Consider the following 23,723-nt stretch of genomic DNA (forward strand, 5'->3'; position numbering starts at 1 on the left):
ACCTCCTGCTCCGTTACTGACCTACATGTCGCAGATCGTACGCCATGAATGAAAATGAACATAACTTTCAATATCGGGAAGGTCGTCATGTGGTCCCTTTGCTCGGGTCAAGTCAAGTGAAATGAACGGAATCGCTCGACGGAACTCCTGCCGCGAGCCCATGGCGCGGCGATTGCGGCGCGCCCGAGACAGGCGAAATTCGGCAGAAAGCCGAAATTGATTTTTGTTTTCAACATGGCTACTGGCGAGCTTGTCCATGGACGCCCGCTCGGTTTCTCGGCCCCCGCGGCCCAGGTCAAAGGTCGATGGGGTGACGCGGAGCCCTTTTGCGCTTCGAGGCCCGCTTGCTGGCGCGTTGACCTTCCTGCTGCTTGGCCTGCAGGCACCAGCGCACGCGCAGGACGAAGGCATGCCCGAGCGCGCCGCGGGGGACCGGGAGCCGACCGTGAGCGCGCCTGTCGCTGGCTCGCCGGGTCTCGATCGCTCACCGTCCGGCGCGGGAGGCCCCCGGATCGAGCCGCCGCAGCTGATCGAGCTCGCCGAGGCCGAGTACCCGCAGGCGGCCCGAGCGGCACGACGGGAGGGCACGGTCGTGCTGAAGCTCCTGATCGACGCGGCGGGGCGCGTGACCGAGGCCGAGGTCACGCGCCCGCTGGGCGACGGCTTCGACGAGGCCGCCCGCGCGGCGGTGCTCCGGTCCCGCTTCACGCCGGCCCGCCGGGACGGCACGCCGGTCGCTGCACGGATCCTCTACAGCTACGCGTTCCGGCTCCCCGAGGTGCCCCCGGCCGAGCCCACCTCCCCGGCGACGGGTGGAGGCGCGGCCACGGGCACGGCGGCGACCACGCCCGCGCCGGCCACGGGGTCCGACCCGGCCAACAGCGCTGCTCCCGCCGAGGTGACCGTGCGCGGCGCCGCGATGGCCGAGCGCCTCCGGCAATCCGCGCAGGCGGTCACGGTCATCGAGACCGAGGAGGCGCAGCGGAGGACCGCGGACCTGGGCGAGGTGCTCGCCCGCACCCAGGGCGTCGGCGTGCGGAAGAGCGCGGGGCTCGGCTCCTGGGCGCGCTTCTCGCTGAACGGCCTCACGGATGAGCAGATCCGCTTCTTCATCGACGGCGTGCCGCTCGATCTCGCGGGGTACCCGTTCGGCGTCTCGAACGTGCCCGTGAACCTGGTCGAGCGCGTCGAGCTCTACCGCGGCGTGGTCCCGGTGCGCTTCGGCGCCGACGCGCTGGGAGGGGCCGTCAACCTGGTCACGGATCGGGACGTCCGCGGCACCCATGGCGCGGCGTCCTACGAGGTCGGCTCCTACGACACCCACCGGCTCACGCTCTCGGCGCGGCACCTGCACGAGCCGAGCGGCGTCTTCACCCGCGTGAACGGCTTCTTCGATTACGCGAAGAACGACTACCCGGTGGATGTCCATGTGGTGGACTTCAAGACCGGGCGCAGGGACCCCGAGCTCACCCGCGTCCGCCGATTCCACGACGCCTACCGGGCGGCGGGCGCCAGCGCCGAGGTCGGCTTCGTCAATCGGCCCTGGGCGCGGCGCCTGCTCCTGCGCGCCTACGTCACCGATTACGACAAGGAGCATCAGCACAGGTTCGGCGTCATGGAGACGCCCTATGGCGAGGTCACGAACGGCGAGACCGCGCCGGGCGCGACGCTCCAGTACGAGCAAGGGCTCGGCCGCGGCGTCGCCCTCGAAGCGCTCGTCGGGTACACGTACGGGCGCGCCACCTTCCTCGATGTCAGCGAGTGCACCTACGACTGGTTCGGTCGCTGCCGCAGCAAGCGCCCCAATCCGGGCGAGGACGAGACGTCCCCCCGGGATCGGGTGTTCCTGGAGCACAGCGGCCTCGGCCGCCTGAACCTCCGCTATCGGCCCCACCCGGAGCACGCGCTGCAGCTCTCCGTGTCTCCGACGTTCATCACGCGCACGGTAGAAGAGCGCAGACTGGACAATGACGCCCGCGAGCAGCTCAGGGGCGCGCACAGCCTGTTCACCTTGGTGCTCGGCGTCGAGCATCAGCTCAACCTGTTCGACGATCGCCTGGAGAACAGCTCCTTCGTGAAGGACTACGTGCAGCTCCTCCGCATGACGGGGCGCCTCCCGGGGCTGCACGGGTACTTCGACCAGCGGGAGCGCGACACCCACCGCCTCGGCGTCGGCGATGGCCTCCGTTATCGCTTCTCCGAATGGCTCTACGCCAAGGCGTCGTACGAGTGGACGACGCGGCTCCCGCGGCCCGTCGAGGTGTTCGGCGACGGGATGATGATCGTCTCCAACCTCGCGCTCAAGCCCGAGACGAGCCACAACGGGAACGTCGGCTTCACGATCGACGCGCGCGACACCGCGTGGGGCGCGTGGCGGCTCGACGCGAACGGCTTCGTCCGCGCGGTCGCGCGGCTCATCGCGCTGAACAACCGCACGGAGTCGATCCAGTACATCCACGTCTCGGGGGCGCGGTCGCTGGGCGTCGAGGCCGCCGCCGGCTGGACGTCGCCGGGGGAGCACCTCGCCCTCGACGGCAACATCACCTATGACGATTTTCGCAAGGTGTCCGACGAAGGGAACTTCGCTGGCTCCGAGGGTGAACGGATGCCGAACCGGCCGTGGCTCTTCGCCAACGGCTCGGCGCGCGTGCAGATCCAGGAGGTCGTCGCGCCGCGCGACGCGATCTCGCTCACCTGGGATACGCGCTACGTGCACGGGTTCTACCTCGGCTTCGAGAACTGGGGGCAGCCCGAGTCCAAGGCCAAGGTGGACTCGCAGCTCCTGCACTCGCTCGCGCTCACCTACGTCGCGCGCGATGAGCCGCGCACGGTGAGCTTCACCATCGAGGCCCACAACCTCACCAACGAGCGGGCCTCCGATTTCTACGGTGTCCAGCGACCCAGGCGGACGTTGTTCTCCAAGGCGACGCTGGAGATGTGATGACGACGATGTCGAGGTGAGCCGTCTCGCTCGCACGACGGAATGGAGACACAGATGAGTGTGATTCAGCGGAAGCAGCGGTCATCGACCCGAACGAGCGCGACGGCCTTCGCGCTCGTGCTCCTGACCGGCGTGTTCGGCGGCGGCTGCGGCGACGACGAGACGTCGAACCCCGCCGGTCAGAGCGGCAGCGGCGGTCAGGGCGGGGGTGGCGGCGGACAGAGCAACGGCGACGCGTTCATCGTCGCCACGCGTGTCTGGGACGACACCGCGACCAACTCTTACTTTCACGTGCTGCCGTCGATCGAGCCAGGCACGGAGGTCGACCCGTCCCAGGCGCTCGAGGTCCCCGGATCGGCACGGCTCTTCGCGTTCGAGGGGCTGGGCTGGTTCGGCATCGGTGAGGCCCAGGCGCCGACGATCTCGCGTTACACGCTGGAGGGCGGCGCGCTCGTCAAGGGAGACTCGCTCAGCTTCCAGCCCTTCGGCGTGCAGTCCCTCTGGGCCACGAATTACCTCATCTCTCCGACGAAGGCCTATCATCCGGATCGCGCGGGCGAGCAGATCGTCGTGTGGAACCCCACGACGATGGAGGTGGAAGGGACGATCCCGCTGCCGGACACGCACCGCGAGGGCTACCTGGCGCTGTACGGATACGGGTCTGTCCTGCGCGGCAAGACGCTGCTCGTCTCGGTGGGGTGGTTCGACTGGAAGACGACGGACACCATCCTCCCGGAGACAGGGCTCATCGCGATCGACACCGAGACGGACACCGTCGTGCGGTTCGACGTCGACGATCGGTGCGGCGGGATCACGCAGCCCGTCGAGACGGCCTCTGGCGACGCCTACTTCGTGAGCTCGGCGCTCGCCGCGGCGGACCATCACCTCGAGCGCCTGGAGTCCGAGCCCTGCGCGCTGCGCATCCTGAAGGACGCGGACGCCTTCGATCCGGACTTCGCGCTGCTCCTGAGCACGCTGACGGACGGCGCGCTCGCGGGCGATCCCATCCCTGCGGGCGGGGACGGCATCTTCCTCCGGGTGTTCGACGCGGAGCTCGCCACGATCGAGGAGGAGACCAAGATGTCTGGCGTCACGGGCCAGCCGGCGTGGCACTGGTGGCGGTGGGATACCGCGACGAACGAGGCCGCGCCGGTCGAGGAGCTGGTCCCCTCGCCCGCGAACGTCTCCTTCTTCGAGGTCGACGGCCGGGTCTTCACGATCGATGAGGGGAGCGGCTCCACGGAGAGCACGCTGATCGAGCTCACGGCCGAGGGCGGCCCGAAGCTCGGCCTGAAGACGCTGGGGTACCTGCACGGTTTGGCGAAGGTGAGATAAGCGCGCGCGGCGCGCGGCGCGCGGCGCTCCGCGCGAGGGGACAGGGTGACTCGCGATGGCCAAGAAGCTCTCCCACCATGCCTTCACGACCTTCTGGGACGTGCACGCGTGGGCCGGTGTGATCGGTGGGCTCTTGCTCTATGTGATGTTCCTGTCGGGGGGGATCACGCTCTTCCGGAGGCAGCTCGAGGTGTGGGAGGAGCCGCTGACCCAGCAGCGCTCCTCCGTCGAGCAGGTGGGGCTAGAGGCCACGCTCGATGAGGGGCTCGCCGCCGCGGGGACGACGCCGGAGCAGCTCTGGTTCGACGTGCCGGAAGGCGGGCTGGGCGCCGCGCGGCTGCTCTACTACGCGCAGGGCGAGGCGGTCACGGCGTGGGTCCACGAGGGGCTCGTGCCCGAGCGAGAGCGGCTGTCCGACTTCCTCTACGACCTGCACTACCTCTGGCACCGAGCGACAGGAGTGTGGCTGTTCTATGTGGCCGGTCTCCTGTGCGTCGCGCTCCTGCTCGCGCTGGCGACCGGCGTGCTCATCCACCTGAAGGACATCGTCCGGCAGCTTCATCAGTTCCGGCCGGACAAGACGCGCCGTGTCCTGTGGTCGGACATGCACAAGGTGCTTGGCGTGATAGGCCTTCCGTTTCAGCTCCTGTACGCGTACTCCGGCGCGTTCTTCGTGTTCCTGGGGGTGCTCGTCGGGGTGTTCACGGGCCCCGTGTTCGGCGGCGACGCCGCGCGGGCGGACCTCTCGGCCTGGGGGGCGTCCTTCGCGGACGAGCCGGAGCGCGGGGCGCCCGCTCGTGGCCTGACGCTGGATGAGCTCATGGCCCGCGCGCGCGCCGCGGAGCCCCGGCTCATGGCCGAGAGGCTCTATATCCGGCACCACGGCCTCGACAGCGGAACGGTCGATGTCCGCGGATCGATCGAGGGCGCGCCGTTCACGCGTAGCGCCGTGCGCATACGGCTGCGGGCGATCGACGGAGCGGTCCTCTCGCTCGACGCGCCGGGCGCCGAGGGCGCGCGCAGCGACGTCTTTCGCTGGATCTACGGCCTCCATTACGCTGATTTCGGCGGCACCACGCTTCGTATCCTGTTCTTCGTGCTCGCCCTGGCGACGTGCGCCACGATCCTCACCGGCAACTGGATCTGGCTCGCTCGACGGGAGGCGCGGCAAGAGCGCCTCGGCAACCGCCTCCTCGCGCGGCTCACCGTGGGCTTCGGCGCGGGGACCGTCGTCGCGACAGCGGCGCTGTTCCTGGTGAGCCGGGCGTTCCCGCTCGACTGGGGCGCGCGCGCGACGGCCGAGGAGCTGACGTTCCTGGGGGTGCTCGTGCTCTGCATCGCCTGGGCGCTCGCCGCGCGTGACGGCGGGCGCCTCTGGTCGCGCCAGCTCGGGCTCGCCGGGCTCTTGCTGCTGCCGGTCCCCGCGCTCGCGGCGCGCTGGTCGGAGGCGGGGCTCTTCGGCGCGGGGCCGAAGCTCGGAGCCGTCGTCGCCGTCGACGTCGCGCTCCTGCTGGCGGCCGCGGCGCTCTGCGCCTCTGCCTGGGCGCTTCGCCGGGCGACCTCGCGACCCGAGGCGCGGCTCCTGATGGCGCGGCGTGCGCCGCCGGGCGAGGCGGCGGCTGGCCATGGCGCGCTCCGAGGAGCGAGAGCGCGGCGATGGCCAGCCGCCGCCTCGCCCGGCTCGACGCCGCGCTGCGCGTGCTCGCGGCGCTCGTCGGGACCCTGCCGCTCGCCGTCCTGGCGCGCGTGTGCCTCGCGCGGTTCGCGCCGCTCACGGACGGGCCTGTCAGCCCGCTTCCCGGGCCGTCCGTCCCGCCCCCTCGCGATCCGTCGCTACCGGCATCCCCCTGCACGATCTTTTGTGCACGGCGACAACCTCTTTGGTATGTTGCCGCTCCCTCGCCGCCGCGACGAGCGTCGGACGAGCCAGCGTTCTTTCTATCGTCATGCATCGAGGTCCGCGCTGCTCCTGCGCCGAGCACGGGGCGGGTGGACCATCCTGGATACCAGGAGAGGTGGCCGAGTGGCTGAAGGCACACGCTTGCTAAGCGTGCGATCGGGAAACTGATCCGCGGGTTCGAATCCCGCCCTCTCCGCCGCGAGAACGCTCAGCGCTACGCCCGTCGTGCGGCGGCCTGAGCACCGCGAACACAACGCGAGCAGAACGCGTGCACAACCAGACGACCCGCTGGCTGTGCAGGGCGCGCTCGAGCGCGCCGCCGCGGCGAGCAGCGCGTGGGCGGTCGTCGCGGCCTCACGCGGGCCTCACGCGGGCCTCACGCGGGCCTCACGCGGGCCTCACGCGGGACCGCGTGGCCCTCGCGGCCGCCGCGCTCAGGCCGCCCTGGTCCTCAGCACCCGCGACTGGAGGAACTGGTAGATCGTCTTGATCGCGTCGAACGAGCCGACCGCGCTCTCCTTGATCACCTCGTTCACCGTGCGCGAGCCGTTGACCGCGCCGAGCACGAGCTGCTCGATGCGCGTCAGCTTGCCGGAGCCCACGCCGTCGAGCGCGACCTGGTCGACGACCACCACCTGGTCGAAGTTGATCGTCCCCTCCATGAGCCGCCACTCGTCGACGCGCCGGAACCCCTCGAGGACCAGCGCGGACACCGGGAGGCCGAGGTGCGCCTGCTCGACCTCGGGGCGGAACGGCTCGCGCGTGAACGAGAAGCGCCCGTAGGGCCAGCGCAGCACCTCGTAGATGAGCTCGCTCGACTGCCGCTCCAGCACGGCGATGAGGTCGTCGTTCGTCGCGACGCCGGCCTCCACGAGCACCTGGCCGAGCAGGGCGTGCGGCCGCTTCGCGCGGAGCAGCGCCTCGAGCCGCTCCCGCGTCAGGAGCCCGCGCTCGATGAAGTAGCGGCCCAGCTTGAACTCGTCCGACGAGTTGCGCGCCTGGACCAGATCGATGAGCCCCTGGCGGAGCGAGATCGTGACCGACGCGCGGTTCGTGGTCACCCGCATCACGCCCGTCTGCCGCTGCATCTGGAGCAGCTGGAGGATCTCGGCGAGCGGGATCGCGGAGACGTCGCCGCTCATCACCTCCTTCGCGTCCGCGGGCGTGTCGTCGAGGTCGCGGAGCGTCAGGGTCAGCCTGGAGACGACCTCGCTCGTCATCACGCGGGCGACCGCCTGCATCACCGCGGCCTCGTTGACCCGCGCCTCGGGCGAGAGGCTCATGATCACCGGCGTCATCACCGTCGACAGCTGCTGCGCGAACTCCGCGCCGGCGCGCTGGCGCATGTTCCTGGCGAGGAGGCTCGGCCGCACGCTCTCGGCGATCGTGTCCTCGTCGGGCATCTTCGCGCCCTCGGGCACGGGCCGCGCGCGCCCCTCCGCCGCCTTCGAGAGCGCGCCCTCGATCACCGCGACCAGCGCGCGCGCGTCGAACGGCTTGGTGATCGCGTCGACGGCGCCGGTCTGCTGGACGAACTGCCCCCGGAGCTTGTCGCCCTTGGCGCTCATCAGGACCACGGGCACGTTGCGGTGCGACGGGTTCGAGCGGAGCTCCCGGCAGAAGGCGTAGCCGTTCATCCTCGGCATCACGAAATCGAGGAGGACGAGGTCGTATTTCGGCCCCTTCTTGACCAGCTCGATCCCCGCGAGCCCGTCGCGCGCCACGGTCGGGTCGAACCCATTGCGAGCGAGGATGGCGCTGACGACCTTCAGGATGGTCGGGCTGTCATCGACAACGAGGACTCGCGCCGGGGAGGCCATGGCGAAGGATACAGGCCCTACCCTACCAGAAGTGCGCGGCCTGCAAACATAAAGGCCAACGCGGACGGCCACGCGCGGCGAGGCAGAGCACACCGAGCGCGGTCGCGGCGGCGCGCGCGAGCGGCGAGGGGCCCGCCGCGCCGCCTCACCGCCGCCGCCGGAGGTGCATCAGCCCATCCCGCGCGCGCCGGGCTGGCATCAGGCGCCGGCGCTGCCGGTGCCCGCCGCGCCTTGCCTGGTGTCCGCCCGGGTGTCCGCGGCCGCGACCGCCGTCTTCACGTGGAGCTCGGCGAGCTGCGCGGCGTCGACGATCACGGGCGCGCCCGTCATCTGATCGGTGCCCTGGTTGGTCTTCGGGAACGGGATGACGTCCCTGAGCGTCGGCGCGCCGCTGAGCAGCATCGCGAGCCGGTCCATGCCGAGCGCGATGCCGCCGTGCGGAGGCGCCCCGCTGCGGAGCGCGTCCAGGAGGAACCCGAACTTGTCGCGCGCGTCGCTCTCGTCGATGCCCAGCGTCTTGAAGACGCGCGCCTGCACCTCGGGATCGTGCAGCCGGATCGAGCCGCCGCCGATCTCGAACCCGTTCAGCACGAGATCGTAACGGTAACACTCGACGCGCGCCGGATCGCTCTCGAGGAGCGCGACGTGCTCGTCGATCGGCCGCGTGAACGCGTGGTGCGCGGCGGCCCAGCGCCCCGTGTCCTCGTCGAACTCGAACAGAGGTGGGTTCGTCACCCAGAGGAACCTCCACTGGTCCCCATGCCCGTACTCCGGGATGAGCCCCATCTTCTTCGCGACGTCGATGCGGAGCTTCGCCATCACGGTGTGCACGACGGCTTCCTTGCCGAACTGGAAGCAGAGGACGTCGCCCGGCTTGGCGCCGAGCGCCTCGTTCAGCTTCTGCCGGAGCTCCGGCGTGATCGACTTCGTGAGCGGCGACTGCGTCCACGAGCCGTCCTCGGCGAGCTTGGCGCGCGCGAGGCCGCGGAAGCCCTTCACGTCGCGGAGCCCTTTCTCCAGGTCCTCGGTCTGCTGGCGGGACAGGTTGGCGCTCGCCGGGATCACGAGCCCCTTCACGATCTCGGCCGGCAGGTCGCGCCGCAGCTTGCCGGACTTGAACTTCTCGGCGAGCTCGACCCAGAACGGCACCCCGCCGCCGTTGTGCTCGATGATGAGGTCCGTGAGGTCGGTGTGCTCGATCCCGAAGCGGAGGTCGGGCTTGTCGTTGCCGAAGCGGCGCATCGACTCGGCGTACGGCATGCGCGGGAAGCGGCCGGTCGGGTAGAGCTCGGTGAGGTCCTTGCCGAGGGCGGCCTTGAACACCGCGAAGACGAGCCCCTCCATCAGCCCGAAGACGTCGTCCTGGTTCACGAACGACAGCTCGACGTCGATCTGGGTGAACTCCGGCTGCCGGTCGATGCGCAGGTCCTCGTCCCGGAAGCACTTCACGATCTGGAAGTACCGGTCGAAGCCCGCGACCATGAAGAGCTGCTTGTAGAGCTGCGGGCTCTCGGCGAGCGCGTAGAACTTGCCGGCCGAGATCCTCGAGGGGACGAGGAAGTTGCGCGCCCCGCCCGGCGTGTACTTCACGAGGAAGGGCGTCTCGAGCTCGAGGCAGCCCTTGTCCGACAGGTAATTGCGCGTCGCCCGGTTGATCTCGTGGCGCATCCGCAGCGCCCGCTGGAGCGGGGCGCGGCGCAGGTCGAGGTACCGGTGCTGCAGGCGGATCTCCTCGCGCGTCTCGATCTCGTCCGCGATCTCGAACGGCGGCGTCTCCGCCCTGTTGAAGATCGTCGCCTCGGCGACCCAGACCTCGATGGCCCCCGTGTCGATCTTGTCGTTCACGTTGCCTTCGCGGCTCACCACGACGCCCCGGACGCCGATGACCCACTCGGACCGGGCGCGCTCCGCGGAGGCGTGCGCGTCGACGAGGTCCTTCTCCTCCGCCTTCAGGCCGTGCTTCCTGATCGCCTCGAGGTAGCTGCGATCGAAGACGATCTGCGTCACGCCGGTGCGGTCGCGGAGGTCGATGAAGATGCAGCCGCCGTGATCGCGGCGCCGCGCGACCCAGCCGAACAGCACGACCTCCTTGCCAATGTCCGCCTCGCGCAGATCGCCGCAGCGGTGCGTCCTCTTGAGCTCATCGATGAAACGGGACACGAGACGACCTCCGATTTTCCGTGGGAGGGGCGACTCTAGCCCAGGTCGCCGCTCACCGCCTCTCCGTATCCTCCGCGCCCCGCGCGCGGTTCGGCGGCGGATCGGCGCCGCGCGCGCCGCGCCGCCGCCGAACCGCGCGCGGCGCCGGGGTGCGCCGGAACTTGGCCCGGCCGCGGCCGATCTGGCATGGCCGCTCGGTGGGCTCCGGAGAGAAACGCTGCTGGCTCGATCGGTCGCTCGCCTTGCTGTCGGCCGCGCTGCCCTTCGGGCTGTCGCTGGCCCGCGCCGCCTCTTCCGGGCAATGGCGGGAAGATCTCACGGCCGTCCGGGATCTCGGCCTCGTCGCGGTCGGCGTGGGCGGCGGCCTGTCGACGGCGCTCTCCCAGGCGCTCAGCCTGCTCCCGCTGGGCTCCCGCACGTTCCGCACCGCCCTCGGATCGGCGCTCGCGCTCGCGCTCGCGTCGCACCTGCTCTACGGGATGGTGCGCCACCTCCTCCTGGAGTCCGCGCGGCCGGCGCCCCTCCCGGGGCTCTCGCTCTGGCGCAAGCTCCGCGGCGGCGCAGCCGAGCCGACCCCCGCCGGCGCGCGATCTACGCCCGCCGCGCCCGCCGCGCCGGACGCGCCCGGCGGCGCCGTGAGCCCGCGGCTCGCCTCGGTGCTCTCCGCGATCGCCGTCCTCACGGCGGCCCTGTCGCCGACCTGGCAGCGCGAGGCGACGGTCGGCGGCGGCGCCATGATCGCCACCTGCTGCGCGCTCGTGACGCTCGCGCTCGCGTCGACGTGCGCCGAGCAGGCGCGGCACGCCGGGCGCGCGTGGATCGCGCTCGGCGCGCTCCTCGGGGCGACGTTCGCCGAGAGCCCCCCCGCTGGCCTCGCCGCTCTCGCGGCGTCGTACGCGATGTTCCTCGCGCGCGGCGGCGCCCAGCGCGCGGGCGGGCGCCCCGACGAGGCCCCGGTCGGCGGCCCGCCCCGGCGCATGCTGGGCGCCGCCGCCGGCGCGGGGGCGCTCACGGCCGCGCTCCTGCTCGCGCCGCTCGTGCTCAGGCCGCTCGCGCCGCGCGCCTGGGCCGACATCGGCCGCGCGCTCACGGCCGGCAGCCTCGCCGCCCTCGACGTCGCGAGCGCCCGCACCACGGCGCTCGCCGCGTGGAGCCGCGAGATCGGCGTCGTCTCCCTGCTCATCGCCGCGGCAGGGCTCTCGCTCTCGCTCCTGCGCCCGCGCGCGCGGTGGCTCGTCGCGCCCTTCCTCGTCCTGCTCGCGCTCGACACGCTCCTGCCCGCGCGGGCCGCCGGCGTGCTCTCCGCGGATCCGCTCACCCCCCTGCGCTCGCTCGCTGTCGCGGCGATCGCCGTCGGCTCGGCGCTCGGCGCGCACGCCGCGGTGCGGGCGCTGCTCCACACGCGCGTGCCGTTCTCGCGGAGCGGCGCGGCGCTGCTCGTCGTCTTCCAGCTGACGCTCGTCGCGCTGACGAGCGAGGAGGCAGGCTTCGCCGCCGATCGGAGCGAGCAGACGGCCGCCGAGGTCTGGACGGACGAGGCGTACGGGAGCCTCGATCCCGGGTCCGCGATCCTCGTGCGATCCCCGGCGATCACGTGGCGGGTGTGGGCGGCGCGGATCACGCGCGGCGAGCGGCCGGATGTCCTCGTGGTCCCGATCCCGCTGCTCGATCGCGGCCACGTCGCCGGGAGCCTGCTCGCCGACGAGCGCAAGCTCGCGCCGCTCCTGCGCGACTTCGCGCTCGCGGGCGAGCCCGGCGAGTTCGCCCTCTCCACGCTGGCCGACGTCCGGCCGCTCCACGTGGAGCTCGATCCGCGCTGGTCGAAGAAGCTGCTCGCCCACCTGAACGTCGCCGGCATCTGGCTCGAGTACGCCCCGCAGCCGCTCGGCGCCTCGGATCGCAAGCTGGCGACGGCGCAGTCGATCGTGCCGCTCAGGCGCGTGCTGGAGTCGCTCTCGATCGCCGCGGTGCCGGACACGTCGACGGCGGCCGTCCTCGCGTCCACGATGCGAAGCCAGTCGGACGTCGTGAGCCTGCTCGGCGAGCGCGTCGTGGCGCAGTCGTTCCTCGACCGGCTGGGCGAGCTCGCGCCCCAGGATCCGTTCATCTCCGGCGGCCCGAGCCGCCGCGCCGTCGCCGGCATCCGGCAGGCGTTCATCGCGAAGCGACCTTTGCGCCGCCGTTGATGCGCTCCGCGCGTCTTCCCGCTCCCCGGCCGCGATCAGGGCGACGCGGCCAGCCCGCTCTCGCCCGCGGCGCGCGCTCGCCGCTCCGCCCCGCGCAGGGCCTTGACCCGCCGCTCGAAGTCGCGGCTGTCGTCCTCCGAGAGCGTCGCCCCACCGAAGCGGGCGCGCAGGTAGACCTGCGTGAGCGTCAGGATCTCGCGCGCCAGCGGGTGCTCCGCGAGCTCCAGCGCCTCGGCGTGGCGCAGCGGCGGCAGGCTGGGCGGGCGCGGCACGCCCTGGACGAGCATGGCGGCCTCCAGGCTCTCGTAGAGCGCCGTCGCCAGGATCGCGCTCGGGGTGCGCCCGGCGTCCGCGCGGCGCTCCTCGCGCCCGCGGCGCGTGCGGCGGAGGCGCCAGTAGAGCACGCCGCCGCCCAGCGCGAGCGCGACGGCGGCGACGGCGAGGATCCGCGGGCGCGACAGCGAGAGGTCGCTGCGCGATCCGGACCTCCGGTAGCGTGACGTCAGCGTCTGGAGCAGGCCCACCTGCTGGTTCAGGTCGTAGCCGACGACGTGCCTGTCCCAGCGCTGGCTCGTCGCCTCGATGAAATCGCGGAGGTACGCCCAGGCCCCGACCAGCTCGCTCTTTGGCGCCGCGTCGGCCGGCGGCGTCGGGTCGAACGTCATCCACCCCTCGCCGTCGAGGTACACCTCGACCCACGAGTGGGCGTCGCCCTGGCGCACCGCATAGAACCGGCCGAAGCGGTTGTAGGTGCCGCCGACGAAGCCGGTCACGTTGCGCGTCGGGACGTCCACCGCGCGCAGCAGGATGGCCATCGCGGTCGAGTAGAACTCGCAGTGCCCGCGCTTCGACTCGAACAGGAAATGATCGAGCGGCTGCGGGTCCGCGCCTGACGGCGACGCAAGGTCGTACCGGTACTCCGCGCGCAGGTGCTCCTGGATCGCCCGCGCCCGATCGGCCGGACGATCCACGCCTTGCGTCCACTGTTGCGCGAGATCGACGACGCGCGACGGCAGATCCCTCGGGAGCGCCAGGTAGCGCCTCCGCTCGGCGCCCGGGAGGCGCTGGAAGGTCGGCGCCCGCTTCCGCGACAGGAAGACGTCGTAGACCAGCCCGCGCTCGTCCGTGGGCTGGTACCTGAGCTCCCCCTCCGGCCCGCGGTGGGCCATCGTGCCTGGGTCGACCCCGAGCTGCCCGCGGTGCTTGAGCCGGAGCCCCGTCGCGTTCGGCGGGAGGAAGATCACGGGCGGATCGATCGGCTCGAGATCGATGCGCATCACCGGGTCGACCGCCGGGTCCGGGTACCGCTCGATCGGCACGAGCCCCCCGTCGCTCTCCGTGGGGCGCTTGAACGTCTCGCTCTGGGTCCAGGTGCGGCCGTCGTACGCGTCGAGCGCGGTGCCGCGCAGGTGCATGGTGAGGCGCGGGGGCGGCGGCTCCGGGAGCTCGGGGATCTCGACCCGCATCGCCAGCTTGGGGTCGCTGCGCAGCACGCCGACCGCGCCGAGGTCGACCTTGCCCGAGAAGCCGATCATCCGCCCGGTGTGGCCGCGGTTGAGCAGGAGCAGCGAGAGGCCGACGCGCGGGAAGATCACGAACAGGACCGCGGTGAAGGCGAAGATCGGGACCGAGAGCAGGCAGGTGACGGCCAGGAACGAGCGCCCGACGACCCGCCTCGAGCGCAGGATGCGCGGCACGTCCACGGGCAGGCCCGTCCTGTCGCGCGCCCCCTGCCGGTAGTTGCCCTCGACCTCGCGCCGCAGGTGGCTGAGCACGAGCGCGCCTGGGGCGACGACGAGCACCCCCAGGAAGCACAGCCCGTAGCCGATGCCGCCGCCGAGGACGGTCCCGGCGATGAGGTGCAGCAGCGCGAGCACGATGACCTGCTGGTCGTGCGCCGCCCCTTTGCGCGTCGCGAGCCGGATGATCTGCAGCGCGGCGGCGAACTCCACGAGCACGTCGAGCACGCTCGCGTCGGTGGCGACGATGCGGACCACCTGGACGGCGATGACGGCCAGCAGGATGCCCGTGTCGAGGTGGCGCAGCGCCGGGTGCCGCTGCCACGATTCGCGCACGACGAGCGCGAGCCCGAGGCAGATGAGGATCGCCCAGCTCACGTAGCGGTTGAACTGCCCGCTCGCGACGAGGGCGATGACGCCGAGCGCCGCGAGCGCGTCGGTCATCACCCGGTGCACCATCCCGAACCTCACGACGCGCTCCTCGGCGCGCCGGCGCGGCGCTCACCGCTGCCCGGGCTCGGGCTCGATCCCTGGCGCAGCGGCGCGCGGGCGCCGCGCTCGGGCGCCCGGCCGTCGTCGACCGCATCGAGCAGCGCCAGGAAGCGGAGGATCGCGTCGGAGCCGATGTTGCGATCGCCGCGCACCCGCTCGCCCAGCGTCGTCGCGACGACCACGGCGTCGCCGCGCTTGATGTGGGCGACGGCGCGCGACGCCGCCTCGCGGATCCTGCGCTCGAAGGCCGGCGCGAACGCGTCGCCCTCCCCGGCGGGGCGCACCGTGTCGATGACGATCTGCACGTCCGGCCGCGTCTCGCGGGTGCGCTCGCGCAGCACCAGCTGATCGCGCATCGTGCTCTTCTTCCAGTAGATGTCGCGCGGATCGTCCCCCTCGCGCATCGGCCGGAGGCCGAAGGTCTCGTCGCCGCCCCCGCGCCCGCTGAGGCTCGCGCCGCCCTCGCGCCGGCCCGCGTCCTCGACGGGGAGCCGGACCGGATCGACAGCGGGGTAGATGATGAGGTCGCCCTCGGCCTCGACCTCCCTCGATTTCTCGAACAGCCCGAAGGGAAAGCGGGTCGCGATGCGGAACCCGGTGTGCCGGTCGCGGCCGCGCCTCGCCGGCGTCCGCCGGTAGGCGGCCACCTGCGCGCTGGAGGGGCTGATCTTCAGGAAGAAGCAGCGCTTGTCGGCCGGCTGGCCGGCGCGCAGATCCTCGACCTCGATCGCGTACGACGGCACGCGCTTCTTGTGGTTGTAGACCTCGATCTCGACGAGGTGAGCCCGGCCCACCTGGGCGCGGGCCGGGAGCCGCCGGGTCACCGTGAGGTGCTGCAGCGACAGGTCGCTCATCACGCCGGAGACGACGATCAGCGACAGCAGCATCCCGAGCAGCAGGTAGAGGAGGTTGTTGCCCGTGTTGATCGCCGCGAAGCCGACGCCCAGCGTGATCCCGAGGTAGTACTTTCCTTCCCGGGTGAACTTGAGCTTCCGGGGCGGCCTCAGGAAGAGCAGGACCCTCGTCCAGAACGACGCGTTGTCCCCGCGCGGGGGCAGCAGCGGGCGCTGCTCGACAAGCGGTCTTTCGCGCCTCGGCTTGCTCGGCCGGACGGCGCTCCGCGCCGCTGCGCCGGCGCGCTCGGCGCCGCGGGAGCTGCCGCTGAGAGATCCCCGCTCCCTGTCCTCTGCGCCCATCGCCCACCCCTCAGAGGGGGACCGGCACCCGCGCCACGAGGTCGCGCACCGCCGCCTCACACTCGTCGCGGGTCGGCATGTAGCCCTCCGCGTGGGCCGAGAGCCGGACCCGGTGCGCCAGCACGGCCACCGCAAGGTTGTGGATGTCGTCCGCGATACAGTACGAGCGTCCGTAGAGGACCGCGCGCCCCCGGGCCGCGCGCGCCAGGTTCATGCCGGCGCGCGGCGATGCGCCCAGCGAGAGGGTCGGGCTCGACCGCGTGGCCGTGAGCACCGCCTGGAGGTAGGTCGCGAGCGACGAGTCGAGCTCGACGCGATCGACCTCGCGCTGCAGGGCGACGAGCTGGGCCGGATCGATGATCTGCGGCACGTTCCGCGCCCGGTCGGGCTCGCCGCCCTGGAGGAGCAGCCGCATCTCCACCTGCGGCGGCGGGTACCCGATCCGGATCCGCACCATGAACCGGTCGAGCTGCGACTCCGGCAGCGGGAACGTGCCCGCGAAATCCTGCGGGTTCTGGGTCGCGAGCACGAAGAAGGGGTACGGCAGCGGCGTCGCCGTCCCCTCGATGGACACCTGCCCCTCGTTCATCGCCTCGAGCAGCGCCGACTGCGTCCGGGGGCTCGCCCGGTTGATCTCGTCGGCGAGCAGCACGTTCGCGAAGATCGGCCCCTGCCGGAAGACGAACTGCCCGAGCCGCTGGTCGAAGACGCTGACCCCGAGCACGTCGCTCGGCAGGAGATCGCTGGTGAACTGAACGCGACGGAGCTCGCCCCCCACGGCCTTGGCCAGCGCTCGGGCCAGCGTCGTCTTGCCGACGCCGGGCACGTCCTCGATGAGGACATGGCCCCGGGCGAGCAGCGCGATGAGCGCCAGCTCGACCGCCTCTGGCTTCCCTTCGAGGGCCTGCTCCACGGCAGAGCGAAGCTTCAGGAGAAGAGGCGAAGCTTCACGCGCGACCGAGAGCGCTGATGTCATCGGGGGCGATGGTAGCACGAGGTCACGGCGCGCCTGCGGGGATGCGCATTTCGCGTTCCACTTGCGTTCCACGAGCCGGGCTGGCGGGTGCGAAGGCAGATTCGCGACCTCGCGGCGTGGCCGCCGGCCCGGGTGCGCTGCGCCACGTTCTTCCCGGTTCGTGGCCTGGCGGGGCTTCGGCGCCGCTGCTGGCGCTCGGTTTCGCCGGTTTCGTCGGTCTCGGGCGCCGGCGCCCCGTGCTTTTAACTTGCCGCGGAATGGCCGGGACCTGGGCGCCCGGGTATGCTCCGCGCGCCGTGACCGCCTCGGGGCCTTTTTTTCGCAACAGTGCCGCAGGCTTCCCTGAACAGGAGGCGCCCGGCGCCGAGGCTCGCCCGGATGCGGGTGCGCCGGACGCGCCGGCGTCTGCCGAGCAGGGCGGCTCGCCCGCTCCGGTGAGCTCCGTCCCCGCCGGCAAGCCTCCGTCGTCGCGGCCGCGGAGCGCCGGCGTGCCGAGCTCCCGTCCGCCGGAGAGCGGGCCCCCCTCGGGCGGCTTGATAGCGCAGCCGCCCCTGTTGCCCGACTCGCCGAGGGGGACGCTGCTCTGGCGTGTGCGCGGGATGGTCCGCGCGATGCGGCCCCACCAGTGGGTGAAGAACCTCTTCGTCCTCGCCCCCGTGGTGTTCGCCAAGCACCTGACCCACCCCTCGATCATCATGAGCGCGATCGGGGCCTTCGCGATCTTCTGCCTGCTCGCCGGCGCCGTCTACATCCTGAACGACATCGTCGACGTCGAGGCCGATCGGGTCCACCCGGTCAAGCGCTTCCGGCCGATCGCCTCGGGCCGCGTGCCCATCCCGGTCGCCAAGGCGATGGCGGTCGGCCTCGCGGTCATCGCGCTCGGCGCGAGCCTGCTCGGCCCGCCGCTCTTCGCGGTCGTCGCCGCCAGCTACTACGTCCTCAACGTCGCCTACTCGTTCCGGCTCAAGAAGATCGCCTACCTCGACGTCGGCTGCATCGCGATCTTCTTCGTGCTGCGCGTGCTCGCGGGCGGCTTCGCGACGAGGACGCCGCTCTCCGGCTTCATGATCGCCTGCACCGCGCTGCTCGCGCTCTTCCTCGGCTTCGGCAAGCGCCGCCACGAGCTCGCCTCGGTCAACGCCTCGAAGCAGCGCGCGGCGCTCGACGGCTACTCGCCTTCCGCCCTGACGGCGGCGCTCGCCGTGACGGGCCTCGCCACCTTCGCCACCTACCTGGCGTACACGCTCGACCACGACACGCAGCGGTTCTTCCAGAACCCGTACCTCTGGCTCACGGCGATTCACCCGCTCTTCGGCGGGATCCGGTTCCTCCAGCTCGTGGCCGGAAGCGCGAGGTCGGAGAGCCCCACCCAGGAGATCCTCCGGGATACGCCCTTCGTCCTGAACGTCGTCATGTGGTCGGCCGAGGTGCTGGTGATCGTGTACCGCCTGAGGCCGTCCTGATGCTCGGCGCCGGACCGGAGCTCGCCCGGCCGGGGGCGGCCCCTGCCGGCGCCAAGCCCACCGCGAAGAGCGATGCGCTGACCGATCTCGCGCTGACGATGCCGATCTTCGTCCTCTATCACCTCGGCGTCGCCTTCCTCCCCATCCGCAACGCGGCGGATCCGGTCACCGCCGAGCTCCGCGCGCTGGCCAAGCACAGCCTGCCGCTCTACGCGGGCCTCACCGTCGCCGTCGGGGCCGCGTTCGTCCTCGTCCTTTCCATCCTCGGCCGCGGCCACGCCCTCCAGACGAGGCGCTTCGCGCTGCTCGCCGCCGAGGGCGCGCTCTACGCCATCCTGATGCGCTTCGCCGGCGCCTACGTCGTCGGCTCCCTCCGGCTCGGCCCGCCCGCCGCGTCGAACGACATCTTCACCGGGGTCGTGATGTCGCTCGGCGCGGGCTTCTACGAGGAGATCGCCTTCCGCGTCGGCCTCTACGGGCTGGGCGCGCTCGGGATCAAGTTCTTCTTCGGCAGGGGGGTCCAGGGGGTGGTCCTGATGGTCGGCTGGGCGGTCGTGGCCGCCGCCGTCTTCTCCGGCTGGCACTATGTCGGGTCCCTGGGCGATCCCTGGAACCTCCCCTCCTTCGTGTTCCGCATGGTGTGCGGGCTCGTCCTCACGGCGATCTACGTCTTCCGCGGCTTCGCGCCGGCCGTCTGGACCCACGCGCTCTACGACGTCTGGGTCCTCGTGCTCCGCTGAGCCCGAGGCCGCCCCGAGCGCGGGGGCGAGCGCGCGCCGGGCGCGGGAACGAGGCACATCGCGATCGGCGGCCGTTTGGCGCTATGCTTTGCGCCTCGACGCATGCGGCTACCTCCCTTCCCGAAGCTCGCTCTCAAGCTGGTCCGGGCGATCCCCTCGCTCGACGGCCCTGGTTTCCTCAACGTGCGACGCCAGGTGTTCCGCGTCGAGTTCCCGGACGGCTCGCTGAGCGACCCGTTCACCTACGACAGCGTCGATCGCGCGCGCCTCGACGCGGTGGTGATCGCCCCGCACTACCGCGGCGCGGACGGGCGCCGCCACGTCTTCCTCCGCTCGGCGTTCCGGCCTCCGGCCGCGACCCGCCCGCCCGAGGCGTGGCCCATCCCGGAGGCGCCGACGCTCGGCGCGATCTGGGAGCTGCCCGCCGGGCTCGTCGAGCTCGACGAGCGGAGCCCGGAGGGCCTGAAGCGCTCCGCCGCGCGCGAGCTGCTCGAGGAGGTCGGCTTCGACGTGCCTCCGTCGGACCTCCACCCGCTCGGCCCGTCGACGTTCCCGACGCCGGGCATGGTGGGCGAGCGGCACTTCTTCTTTCATGTCGAGGTCGACCCGGCTCGCCAGGGGACGCCGCTCGAGGACGGCTCTCCCCTCGAGCGGTTCGCGGCCATCGCGGCGGTCCCGCTCGACGAGGCGATCGAGCTCACCCGGCGCGGCGTGATCGAGGACGCGAAGACGGAGGTGGCGCTCCGGCGCCTCGCGGAGCTCTGATGGCGGAACGATCCCCCGCGCCCGCGCCGCGGCGTCCGCCCCGCGTCGCGCTCGTCGTGAAGCGCTCCGCCTGGAAGATTTACCGCGAGGAGCGGAAGGACCCGCGCATCACGCGGCTCATCGAGGCCGGCGACTCCGCTGTCGCGCGCCTCAAGGCGTCGCACGACGCGCACGAGCAGACCGTGCGCGAGGTCAAGGCGGCGCTCGACGACCTCGGGGTGCAGATCGACGTCGTCGCCAGCGCGGCGCAGTCCTTCGACGCGGGCGAGCTCGACCTCGTGATCACGGTCGGCGGCGACGGCACGCTCCTCAGCGCGTCCCACAACGTCGGCGACGTGCCGATCCTCGGCATCAACAGCGCGCCGGGCCACTCCGTCGGCTTCTTCTGCGGCGCGACGAGCCGCGACGCGGCCGACGCGATCGCGGGGGCGCTGAGCGGCTCGCTCCGCAGCACCGTGCTCACCCGCATGCAGGTCACGGTGAACGACAAGCTCGCCACGGGGCGCGTCCTGAACGACGCGCTCTTCTGCCACGTCTCCCCCGCGGCCACGTCGCGTTACGTGCTCCGGCTCGGCCGGGCCGAGGAGGAGCAGAAGTCGAGCGGCTTCTGGATCGGCCCTGCGGCCGGGTCCACGGCCGCGCAGCGCTCCGCGGGCGGGCGCGTCCTGCCGCTCACGTCGAAGCGGCTCCAGCTCGTCGTCCGCGAGCCCTACACCCCCCACGGCGAGGAGTACCGCCTCCGCCACGCCCTGATCCAGCCGGGCGCCTCGCTCGTCGTGCGCAGCAAGACGCACGACGCGAAGCTCTTCTTCGACGGGCCGATCCACTCGGTCAGCGTCGGCTTCGGCGACGTCATCGAGTTCACGCAGGCGCCCCAGTCGCTGACGATCCTGGGCCTCTCCGCCAAGAGGAAGTGGGGCGCGGGCTCGGCGGCGAGCCGCCGCTAGGGCCGCCCGGGCGACCAGGATCGCCTTCAACGGAAGGGGTTCGGGTGATCTCCTACGTCGAGCGCCCGGCGTGCAACCTCCCTCGCGGCGGGCGCGCGAGGCCTGAAGAAGGGTCTATTTGAGCTGTTTTCCCGCGGATTTGACGGCCCGCCCCAGGGCCCCCCGGCCCTCCTCCCGGCGGAGCGGCGCGCCCCCCGGGGCATGAAACCCCTTCTTTTGTAGCTCCGATCGACGATTCGACACTGGATCTGCGGCGGCCGTTGTGGTTCCTTTGGCCCGCAAGAGGGCACAAACCTCAGGAGGAATGAACATGGCGGCCAAGAAGGCGGATGGGAAGAAGAGCACGTCGCTCAGCAAGAGCGCGCTGATCAACGCGGTGGTCGAGGCCAACGAGAACGAGATCTCGCGCAAGCAGGTCAAGGCGATCCTCGAGTCGCTGACCGACATCGCGTACAAGGAGCTCAAGAAGAACGGCATCTTCACGATGCCCGGCTTCGCGAAGTTCCGCGTCGTCAAGAAGCCCGCGACGAAGGCGCGCGAGGGGATCAACCCCTTCACGAAGCAGCCGATGACGTTCGCGGCCAAGCCGGCCAGCAAGTCGGTCCGCGCCCGCCCCATCAAGGCGATCAAGGACTCGCTCTCCTGAGCCTGCCCGGCTCGCCGGAGGGCTCCGCTGCGCGGCGGAGGTCCGCGGCGGCCCCCTCGCCCGGATTCACCCGTCGCTGAAGGGCGAGGGCGAGGGCGAGCACCGCTGGCCCCGCGCGGCCCCTGCGGTAGCATGGTGCGGCTGCTTTGCCGCACATGACGCTCGCCGTCCGACTCTTCCGCGCGCTGCTCGCGTTCTCGGTCATCCTGACGAGCTACCTCATTCAATTGGGGCTCGTGCGGGTGTTCGCGAGGCGCCTCGGGCGCGGCTCGCCCGCGGGTGAGCCGCCTCGCTGGCTCGTCGCGCGCCGCGCCCGCGTCGATCAGAACAACGCCCGGCGCCTGCTGCGCGTCATGCTCCAGCTGCGGGGCGTCTTCATCAAGCTCGGCCAGGTGCTGTCCATCATGGGCGGCTTCTTGCCTCGCGCTTACGGCAAGGAGCTCGAGCAGCTCCAGGACCAGGTGCCGCCGCACCCGTTCAGCGATCTCGAGGCCGCGCTGCGCGCGAGCTTCGGCCGCTCCGCGGGCGAGCTGTTCGCGTCGATCGAGCGCGCGCCGCTCGCGGCCGCGTCGCTGGGGCAGGTCCACGTCGCGCGCCTCCGCGACGGCCGCAAGGTCGCGGTCAAGTTCCTCTACCCCGGCATCCGCGGGATCATCGCCGTCGACCTGCGCGTCCTGCGCCTCGCGATCCTCGTCTACAAGCGGTTCGTCCCGGTGGGGCACATCGAGCGGGTGCACGAGTCGCTGGTCGATCTGCTCCGCCGGGAGACCGACTACCTGCACGAGGCCGCGTGCATGGAGCGGATGGCGCAGAACTTCGAGGGGGACGCGGGCATCGCGTTCCCGGAGGTCATCCACGAGCTCACGACGCGCGACGTGCTCACGATGACCTTCATGGAAGGCATCAAGATCACCCGCCTCGACGCGCTCCGGAGCGCGGGCGTCGATCCCTCGGACGTCGCGCTCAGGCTCGTGCAGGCCTTCTACAAGATGCTCTTCGCGGATCGCTTCTTCCACGCCGATCCGCACCCGGGGAACTTCCTTGTCGCCGCGCGGCCCGCGGAGGAGGGCGGCGGCTTTCGCCTCGTCGTCCTCGACTTCGGCGCGAGCTGCGAGGCCCGGGACGAGCTCATCGACGGGCTGCTCGACATCCTGAAGGGCATCTTCGCGCAGGACGACGCGGCCGTCGTGCGCGGCTTCCGGAGGATGGGCTTCGTCGCGCCGGGGGGCAACGACGCGCTCCTCGAGAGGACCGTGAAGACCTACTTCGCGAAGCTGCTCAAGATCCGGGATCGCACGCCGGCGGCGCTGATGCGCGCCCGCCCCGAGCAGCTGGAGCGGCTCGCGGACCCCGAGCTGGAGCGCGGTGAGCTCCAGGAGCTGATGCGGTCGTTCGAGTACCCGGAGGACTGGTTCTATGTCGAGCGCGCTTGCGTGCTCCTCTTCTGGCTGGCCGCCCAGATCGATCCTCACCTCGATACGATGGCGGCCGGCTTCCCGTACCTGATGCCGCTGATGGCGCAGCGCGAGGCCAAGACCGGCTCCGGCTCCGACGGGTCAGACCCGGCGCCGCGCCGCTCGCCCGCGGAGTGAGCCGAGGGCCCTCACCACGCTCACACCACGCTCAACGCGTGTTTCGCGCGCGTTTCACGGGTGTTTCATTTGCGCTCTTCGCCCGTTCGCTACCGTGTCGGGAGCGGGCTGAAGCGCGGGCCGGGGCGGGTGAGCCCGAGCTGCGCGAGGAAGGGCGCATAACTCGAGTCCCGATCAGCCATGATCTCCGCGAGCCTCATCTTGACTGCGGCGATCCCTGCCCCTTCAAGGCGTCGGTAATTGTCCTCGGCCGGGTCGACCGCAGGCTCGACGCCTGCCCCTGCGAGGACGGTCCCAGTATGGTTCAGCCCCTCTGGAATCGTTTGTACAAACGGATCTGGCGCGTGTCGGAGGAGACCGACGAGCCGGTGCGAGTTCGTCTCGTCCCCCGCCATCTCGGGGTGGAACGCGGCCAGCACCGGCGCGGGGCTGAAGCGCCGCCGCAGCTGTTCACCCAGGCGCGACGCGAAGCGCTCGAACTGGGGCGACGGAGCATGGATGCACGGGAAAACCAGGTGCACCACCGCGGAGTCGGCCTCCTCCATGACCGCCAGCGCCGTCTCCAGGACGGGCTCGCGATCGAGCAGGACGTAAAAGCGTCCGAATCCGGTTGCAGCGTCGCGCATGAACGGGCAGAGCCGGTAGCGAGCGACAACCTCGTCGGCGTAACGCCCGTGGACTCGCCGCACCTCGGCCGCAAACCGAGGCGCCTCCGGGTGGTGGGCCAGCTCCCCCCGCACGACCGGCTCGCTCAAATGCATCACCTCATTTTCTCGGGGAAGCATTCTTCCCTCGGCCCGTGATAGCTTACGCCGCGCTGCGGCG

16 protein-coding genes, 1 tRNA gene and 1 pseudogene are annotated in these 23,723 nt (G+C 71.5%); 11 read left to right on the forward strand and 7 right to left on the reverse strand.

Features of this window, described 5'->3' with window-relative positions:
* Nucleotides 1-21: 21 nt before the first annotated feature.
* The gene (locus WMF22_RS45445) at nt 22-258 is read right to left on the reverse strand and encodes a hypothetical protein (RefSeq protein ID WP_438033798.1); all 237 of its coding nucleotides are present in this window, start codon (nt 256-258) and stop codon (nt 22-24) included.
* 151 nt (nt 259-409) lie between these two features.
* On the opposite strand from WMF22_RS45445, the gene mxcH reads away from it, so the two are divergent.
* From mxcH to WMF22_RS45465, 4 genes and pseudogenes are all read left to right on the forward strand, one after another.
* A complete protein-coding gene (gene mxcH / locus WMF22_RS45450; RefSeq protein ID WP_438033799.1) occupies nt 410-2,941 on the forward strand; it encodes a TonB-dependent siderophore myxochelin receptor MxcH in 2,532 nt (843 codons plus the stop codon).
* A gap of 54 nt (nt 2,942-2,995) precedes the next feature.
* Entirely contained in the window at nt 2,996-4,276 is a 1,281-nt protein-coding gene (locus WMF22_RS45455) for a hypothetical protein (RefSeq protein WP_438033800.1), read from the forward strand.
* A 145-nt stretch (nt 4,277-4,421) separates the two neighbouring features.
* Nucleotides 4,422-5,372 (forward strand): annotated as a pseudogene (locus WMF22_RS45460) (PepSY-associated TM helix domain-containing protein); the annotation flags it as partial.
* Between the two features lie 913 nt (nt 5,373-6,285).
* Nucleotides 6,286-6,372: transfer RNA gene (locus WMF22_RS45465), tRNA-Ser, on the forward strand.
* A 238-nt stretch (nt 6,373-6,610) separates the two neighbouring features.
* Here the strand turns inward: WMF22_RS45465 and WMF22_RS45470 are convergent.
* Together WMF22_RS45470 and aspS are read right to left on the reverse strand one after the other, a co-directional pair.
* On the reverse strand, nt 6,611-7,996 hold the full coding sequence (locus tag WMF22_RS45470) for a DUF4388 domain-containing protein (RefSeq protein WP_437296071.1): 1,386 nt from the start codon (nt 7,994-7,996) through the stop codon (nt 6,611-6,613).
* Nucleotides 7,997-8,194: 198 nt separating this feature from the next.
* Nucleotides 8,195-10,156 carry an aspartate--tRNA ligase gene (aspS, locus tag WMF22_RS45475; protein WP_438033801.1) on the reverse strand — a complete coding sequence of 654 codons (1,962 nt, stop codon included), beginning with the start codon at nt 10,154-10,156 and terminating at the stop codon, nt 8,195-8,197.
* Between the two features lie 197 nt (nt 10,157-10,353).
* Here aspS and WMF22_RS45480 point away from each other — a divergent pair, with 197 nt between their 5' ends.
* Nucleotides 10,354-12,342, forward strand: coding sequence for a hypothetical protein (locus tag WMF22_RS45480; RefSeq protein ID WP_437296073.1), 1,989 nt, complete (start codon nt 10,354-10,356; stop codon nt 12,340-12,342).
* Nucleotides 12,343-12,377: 35 nt separating this feature from the next.
* Here WMF22_RS45480 and WMF22_RS45485 read toward each other — a convergent pair whose 3' ends face one another.
* The 3 genes from WMF22_RS45485 to WMF22_RS45495 are packed head-to-tail and all read right to left on the reverse strand — an operon-like array spanning nt 12,378 to nt 16,745.
* Nucleotides 12,378-14,552 carry a transglutaminaseTgpA domain-containing protein gene (locus WMF22_RS45485; RefSeq protein WP_438033802.1) on the reverse strand — a complete coding sequence of 725 codons (2,175 nt, stop codon included), beginning with the start codon at nt 14,550-14,552 and terminating at the stop codon, nt 12,378-12,380.
* On the reverse strand, nt 14,549-15,769 hold the full coding sequence (locus WMF22_RS45490) for a DUF58 domain-containing protein (protein WP_437296075.1): 1,221 nt from the start codon (nt 15,767-15,769) through the stop codon (nt 14,549-14,551). The genes WMF22_RS45485 and WMF22_RS45490 overlap by 4 nt, the downstream gene beginning before the upstream one ends.
* A 10-nt stretch (nt 15,770-15,779) precedes the next feature.
* Nucleotides 15,780-16,745, reverse strand: coding sequence for an AAA family ATPase (locus WMF22_RS45495; RefSeq protein WP_044967114.1), 966 nt, complete (start codon nt 16,743-16,745; stop codon nt 15,780-15,782).
* Nucleotides 16,746-17,233: 488 nt separating this feature from the next.
* On the opposite strand from WMF22_RS45495, the gene WMF22_RS45500 reads away from it, so the two are divergent.
* The 6 genes from WMF22_RS45500 to WMF22_RS45525 all read left to right on the forward strand — a co-directional run bounded on the left by WMF22_RS45500 (nt 17,234) and on the right by WMF22_RS45525 (nt 22,898).
* Nucleotides 17,234-18,208, forward strand: coding sequence for a decaprenyl-phosphate phosphoribosyltransferase (locus WMF22_RS45500; RefSeq protein WP_437296076.1), 975 nt, complete (start codon nt 17,234-17,236; stop codon nt 18,206-18,208).
* The gene (locus WMF22_RS45505; RefSeq protein ID WP_437296077.1) at nt 18,208-18,948 is read left to right on the forward strand and encodes a CPBP family glutamic-type intramembrane protease; all 741 of its coding nucleotides are present in this window, start codon (nt 18,208-18,210) and stop codon (nt 18,946-18,948) included. The genes WMF22_RS45500 and WMF22_RS45505 overlap by 1 nt, the downstream gene beginning before the upstream one ends.
* 102 nt (nt 18,949-19,050) lie before the next feature.
* Nucleotides 19,051-19,713, forward strand: a complete 663-nt coding sequence (locus WMF22_RS45510) for an NUDIX hydrolase (RefSeq protein WP_438033803.1) — start codon at nt 19,051-19,053, stop codon at nt 19,711-19,713.
* Entirely contained in the window at nt 19,713-20,660 is a 948-nt protein-coding gene (locus WMF22_RS45515) for an NAD(+)/NADH kinase (protein ID WP_437296079.1), read from the forward strand. The genes WMF22_RS45510 and WMF22_RS45515 overlap by 1 nt, the downstream gene beginning before the upstream one ends.
* A 310-nt stretch (nt 20,661-20,970) precedes the next feature.
* Nucleotides 20,971-21,306 (forward strand): HU family DNA-binding protein, encoded by a 336-nt coding sequence (locus WMF22_RS45520; RefSeq protein WP_012240887.1) that lies wholly within the window; start codon nt 20,971-20,973, stop codon nt 21,304-21,306.
* Between the two features lie 155 nt (nt 21,307-21,461).
* Nucleotides 21,462-22,898 carry an ABC1 kinase family protein gene (locus tag WMF22_RS45525; protein WP_438033804.1) on the forward strand — a complete coding sequence of 479 codons (1,437 nt, stop codon included), beginning with the start codon at nt 21,462-21,464 and terminating at the stop codon, nt 22,896-22,898.
* An 89-nt stretch (nt 22,899-22,987) separates the two neighbouring features.
* Here WMF22_RS45525 and WMF22_RS45530 read toward each other — a convergent pair whose 3' ends face one another.
* A complete protein-coding gene (locus tag WMF22_RS45530; protein WP_231864534.1) occupies nt 22,988-23,659 on the reverse strand; it encodes a hypothetical protein in 672 nt (223 codons plus the stop codon).
* Nucleotides 23,660-23,723: the final 64 nt, after the last annotated feature.

Origin of the sequence: Sorangium sp. So ce204, from assembly GCF_051526795.1 — a bacterium.
Classification (GTDB): Bacteria; Myxococcota_A; Polyangia; order Polyangiales; family Polyangiaceae; genus Sorangium; species Sorangium cellulosum_B.

Excerpts from the sequence above, each read along its gene's own strand:
- WMF22_RS45455 (WP_438033800.1), top strand. The coding sequence starts at position 2,996 with ATGAGTGTGATTCAGCGGAAGCAGCGGTCATCGACCCGAACGAGCGCG.
- WMF22_RS45445 (WP_438033798.1), bottom strand. The coding sequence starts at position 258 with ATGGACAAGCTCGCCAGTAGCCATGTTGAAAACAAAAATCAATTTCGG.
- WMF22_RS45530 (WP_231864534.1), bottom strand. The coding sequence starts at position 23,659 with ATGCATTTGAGCGAGCCGGTCGTGCGGGGGGAGCTGGCCCACCACCCG.
- WMF22_RS45470 (WP_437296071.1), bottom strand. The coding sequence starts at position 7,996 with ATGGCCTCCCCGGCGCGAGTCCTCGTTGTCGATGACAGCCCGACCATC.
- mxcH (WP_438033799.1), top strand. The coding sequence starts at position 410 with ATGCCCGAGCGCGCCGCGGGGGACCGGGAGCCGACCGTGAGCGCGCCT.
- WMF22_RS45525 (WP_438033804.1), top strand. The coding sequence starts at position 21,462 with ATGACGCTCGCCGTCCGACTCTTCCGCGCGCTGCTCGCGTTCTCGGTC.
- WMF22_RS45495 (WP_044967114.1), bottom strand. The coding sequence starts at position 16,745 with ATGACATCAGCGCTCTCGGTCGCGCGTGAAGCTTCGCCTCTTCTCCTG.
- WMF22_RS45505 (WP_437296077.1), top strand. The coding sequence starts at position 18,208 with ATGCTCGGCGCCGGACCGGAGCTCGCCCGGCCGGGGGCGGCCCCTGCC.
- WMF22_RS45515 (WP_437296079.1), top strand. The coding sequence starts at position 19,713 with ATGGCGGAACGATCCCCCGCGCCCGCGCCGCGGCGTCCGCCCCGCGTC.
- WMF22_RS45520 (WP_012240887.1), top strand. The coding sequence starts at position 20,971 with ATGGCGGCCAAGAAGGCGGATGGGAAGAAGAGCACGTCGCTCAGCAAG.
- WMF22_RS45510 (WP_438033803.1), top strand. The coding sequence starts at position 19,051 with ATGCGGCTACCTCCCTTCCCGAAGCTCGCTCTCAAGCTGGTCCGGGCG.
- WMF22_RS45490 (WP_437296075.1), bottom strand. The coding sequence starts at position 15,769 with ATGGGCGCAGAGGACAGGGAGCGGGGATCTCTCAGCGGCAGCTCCCGC.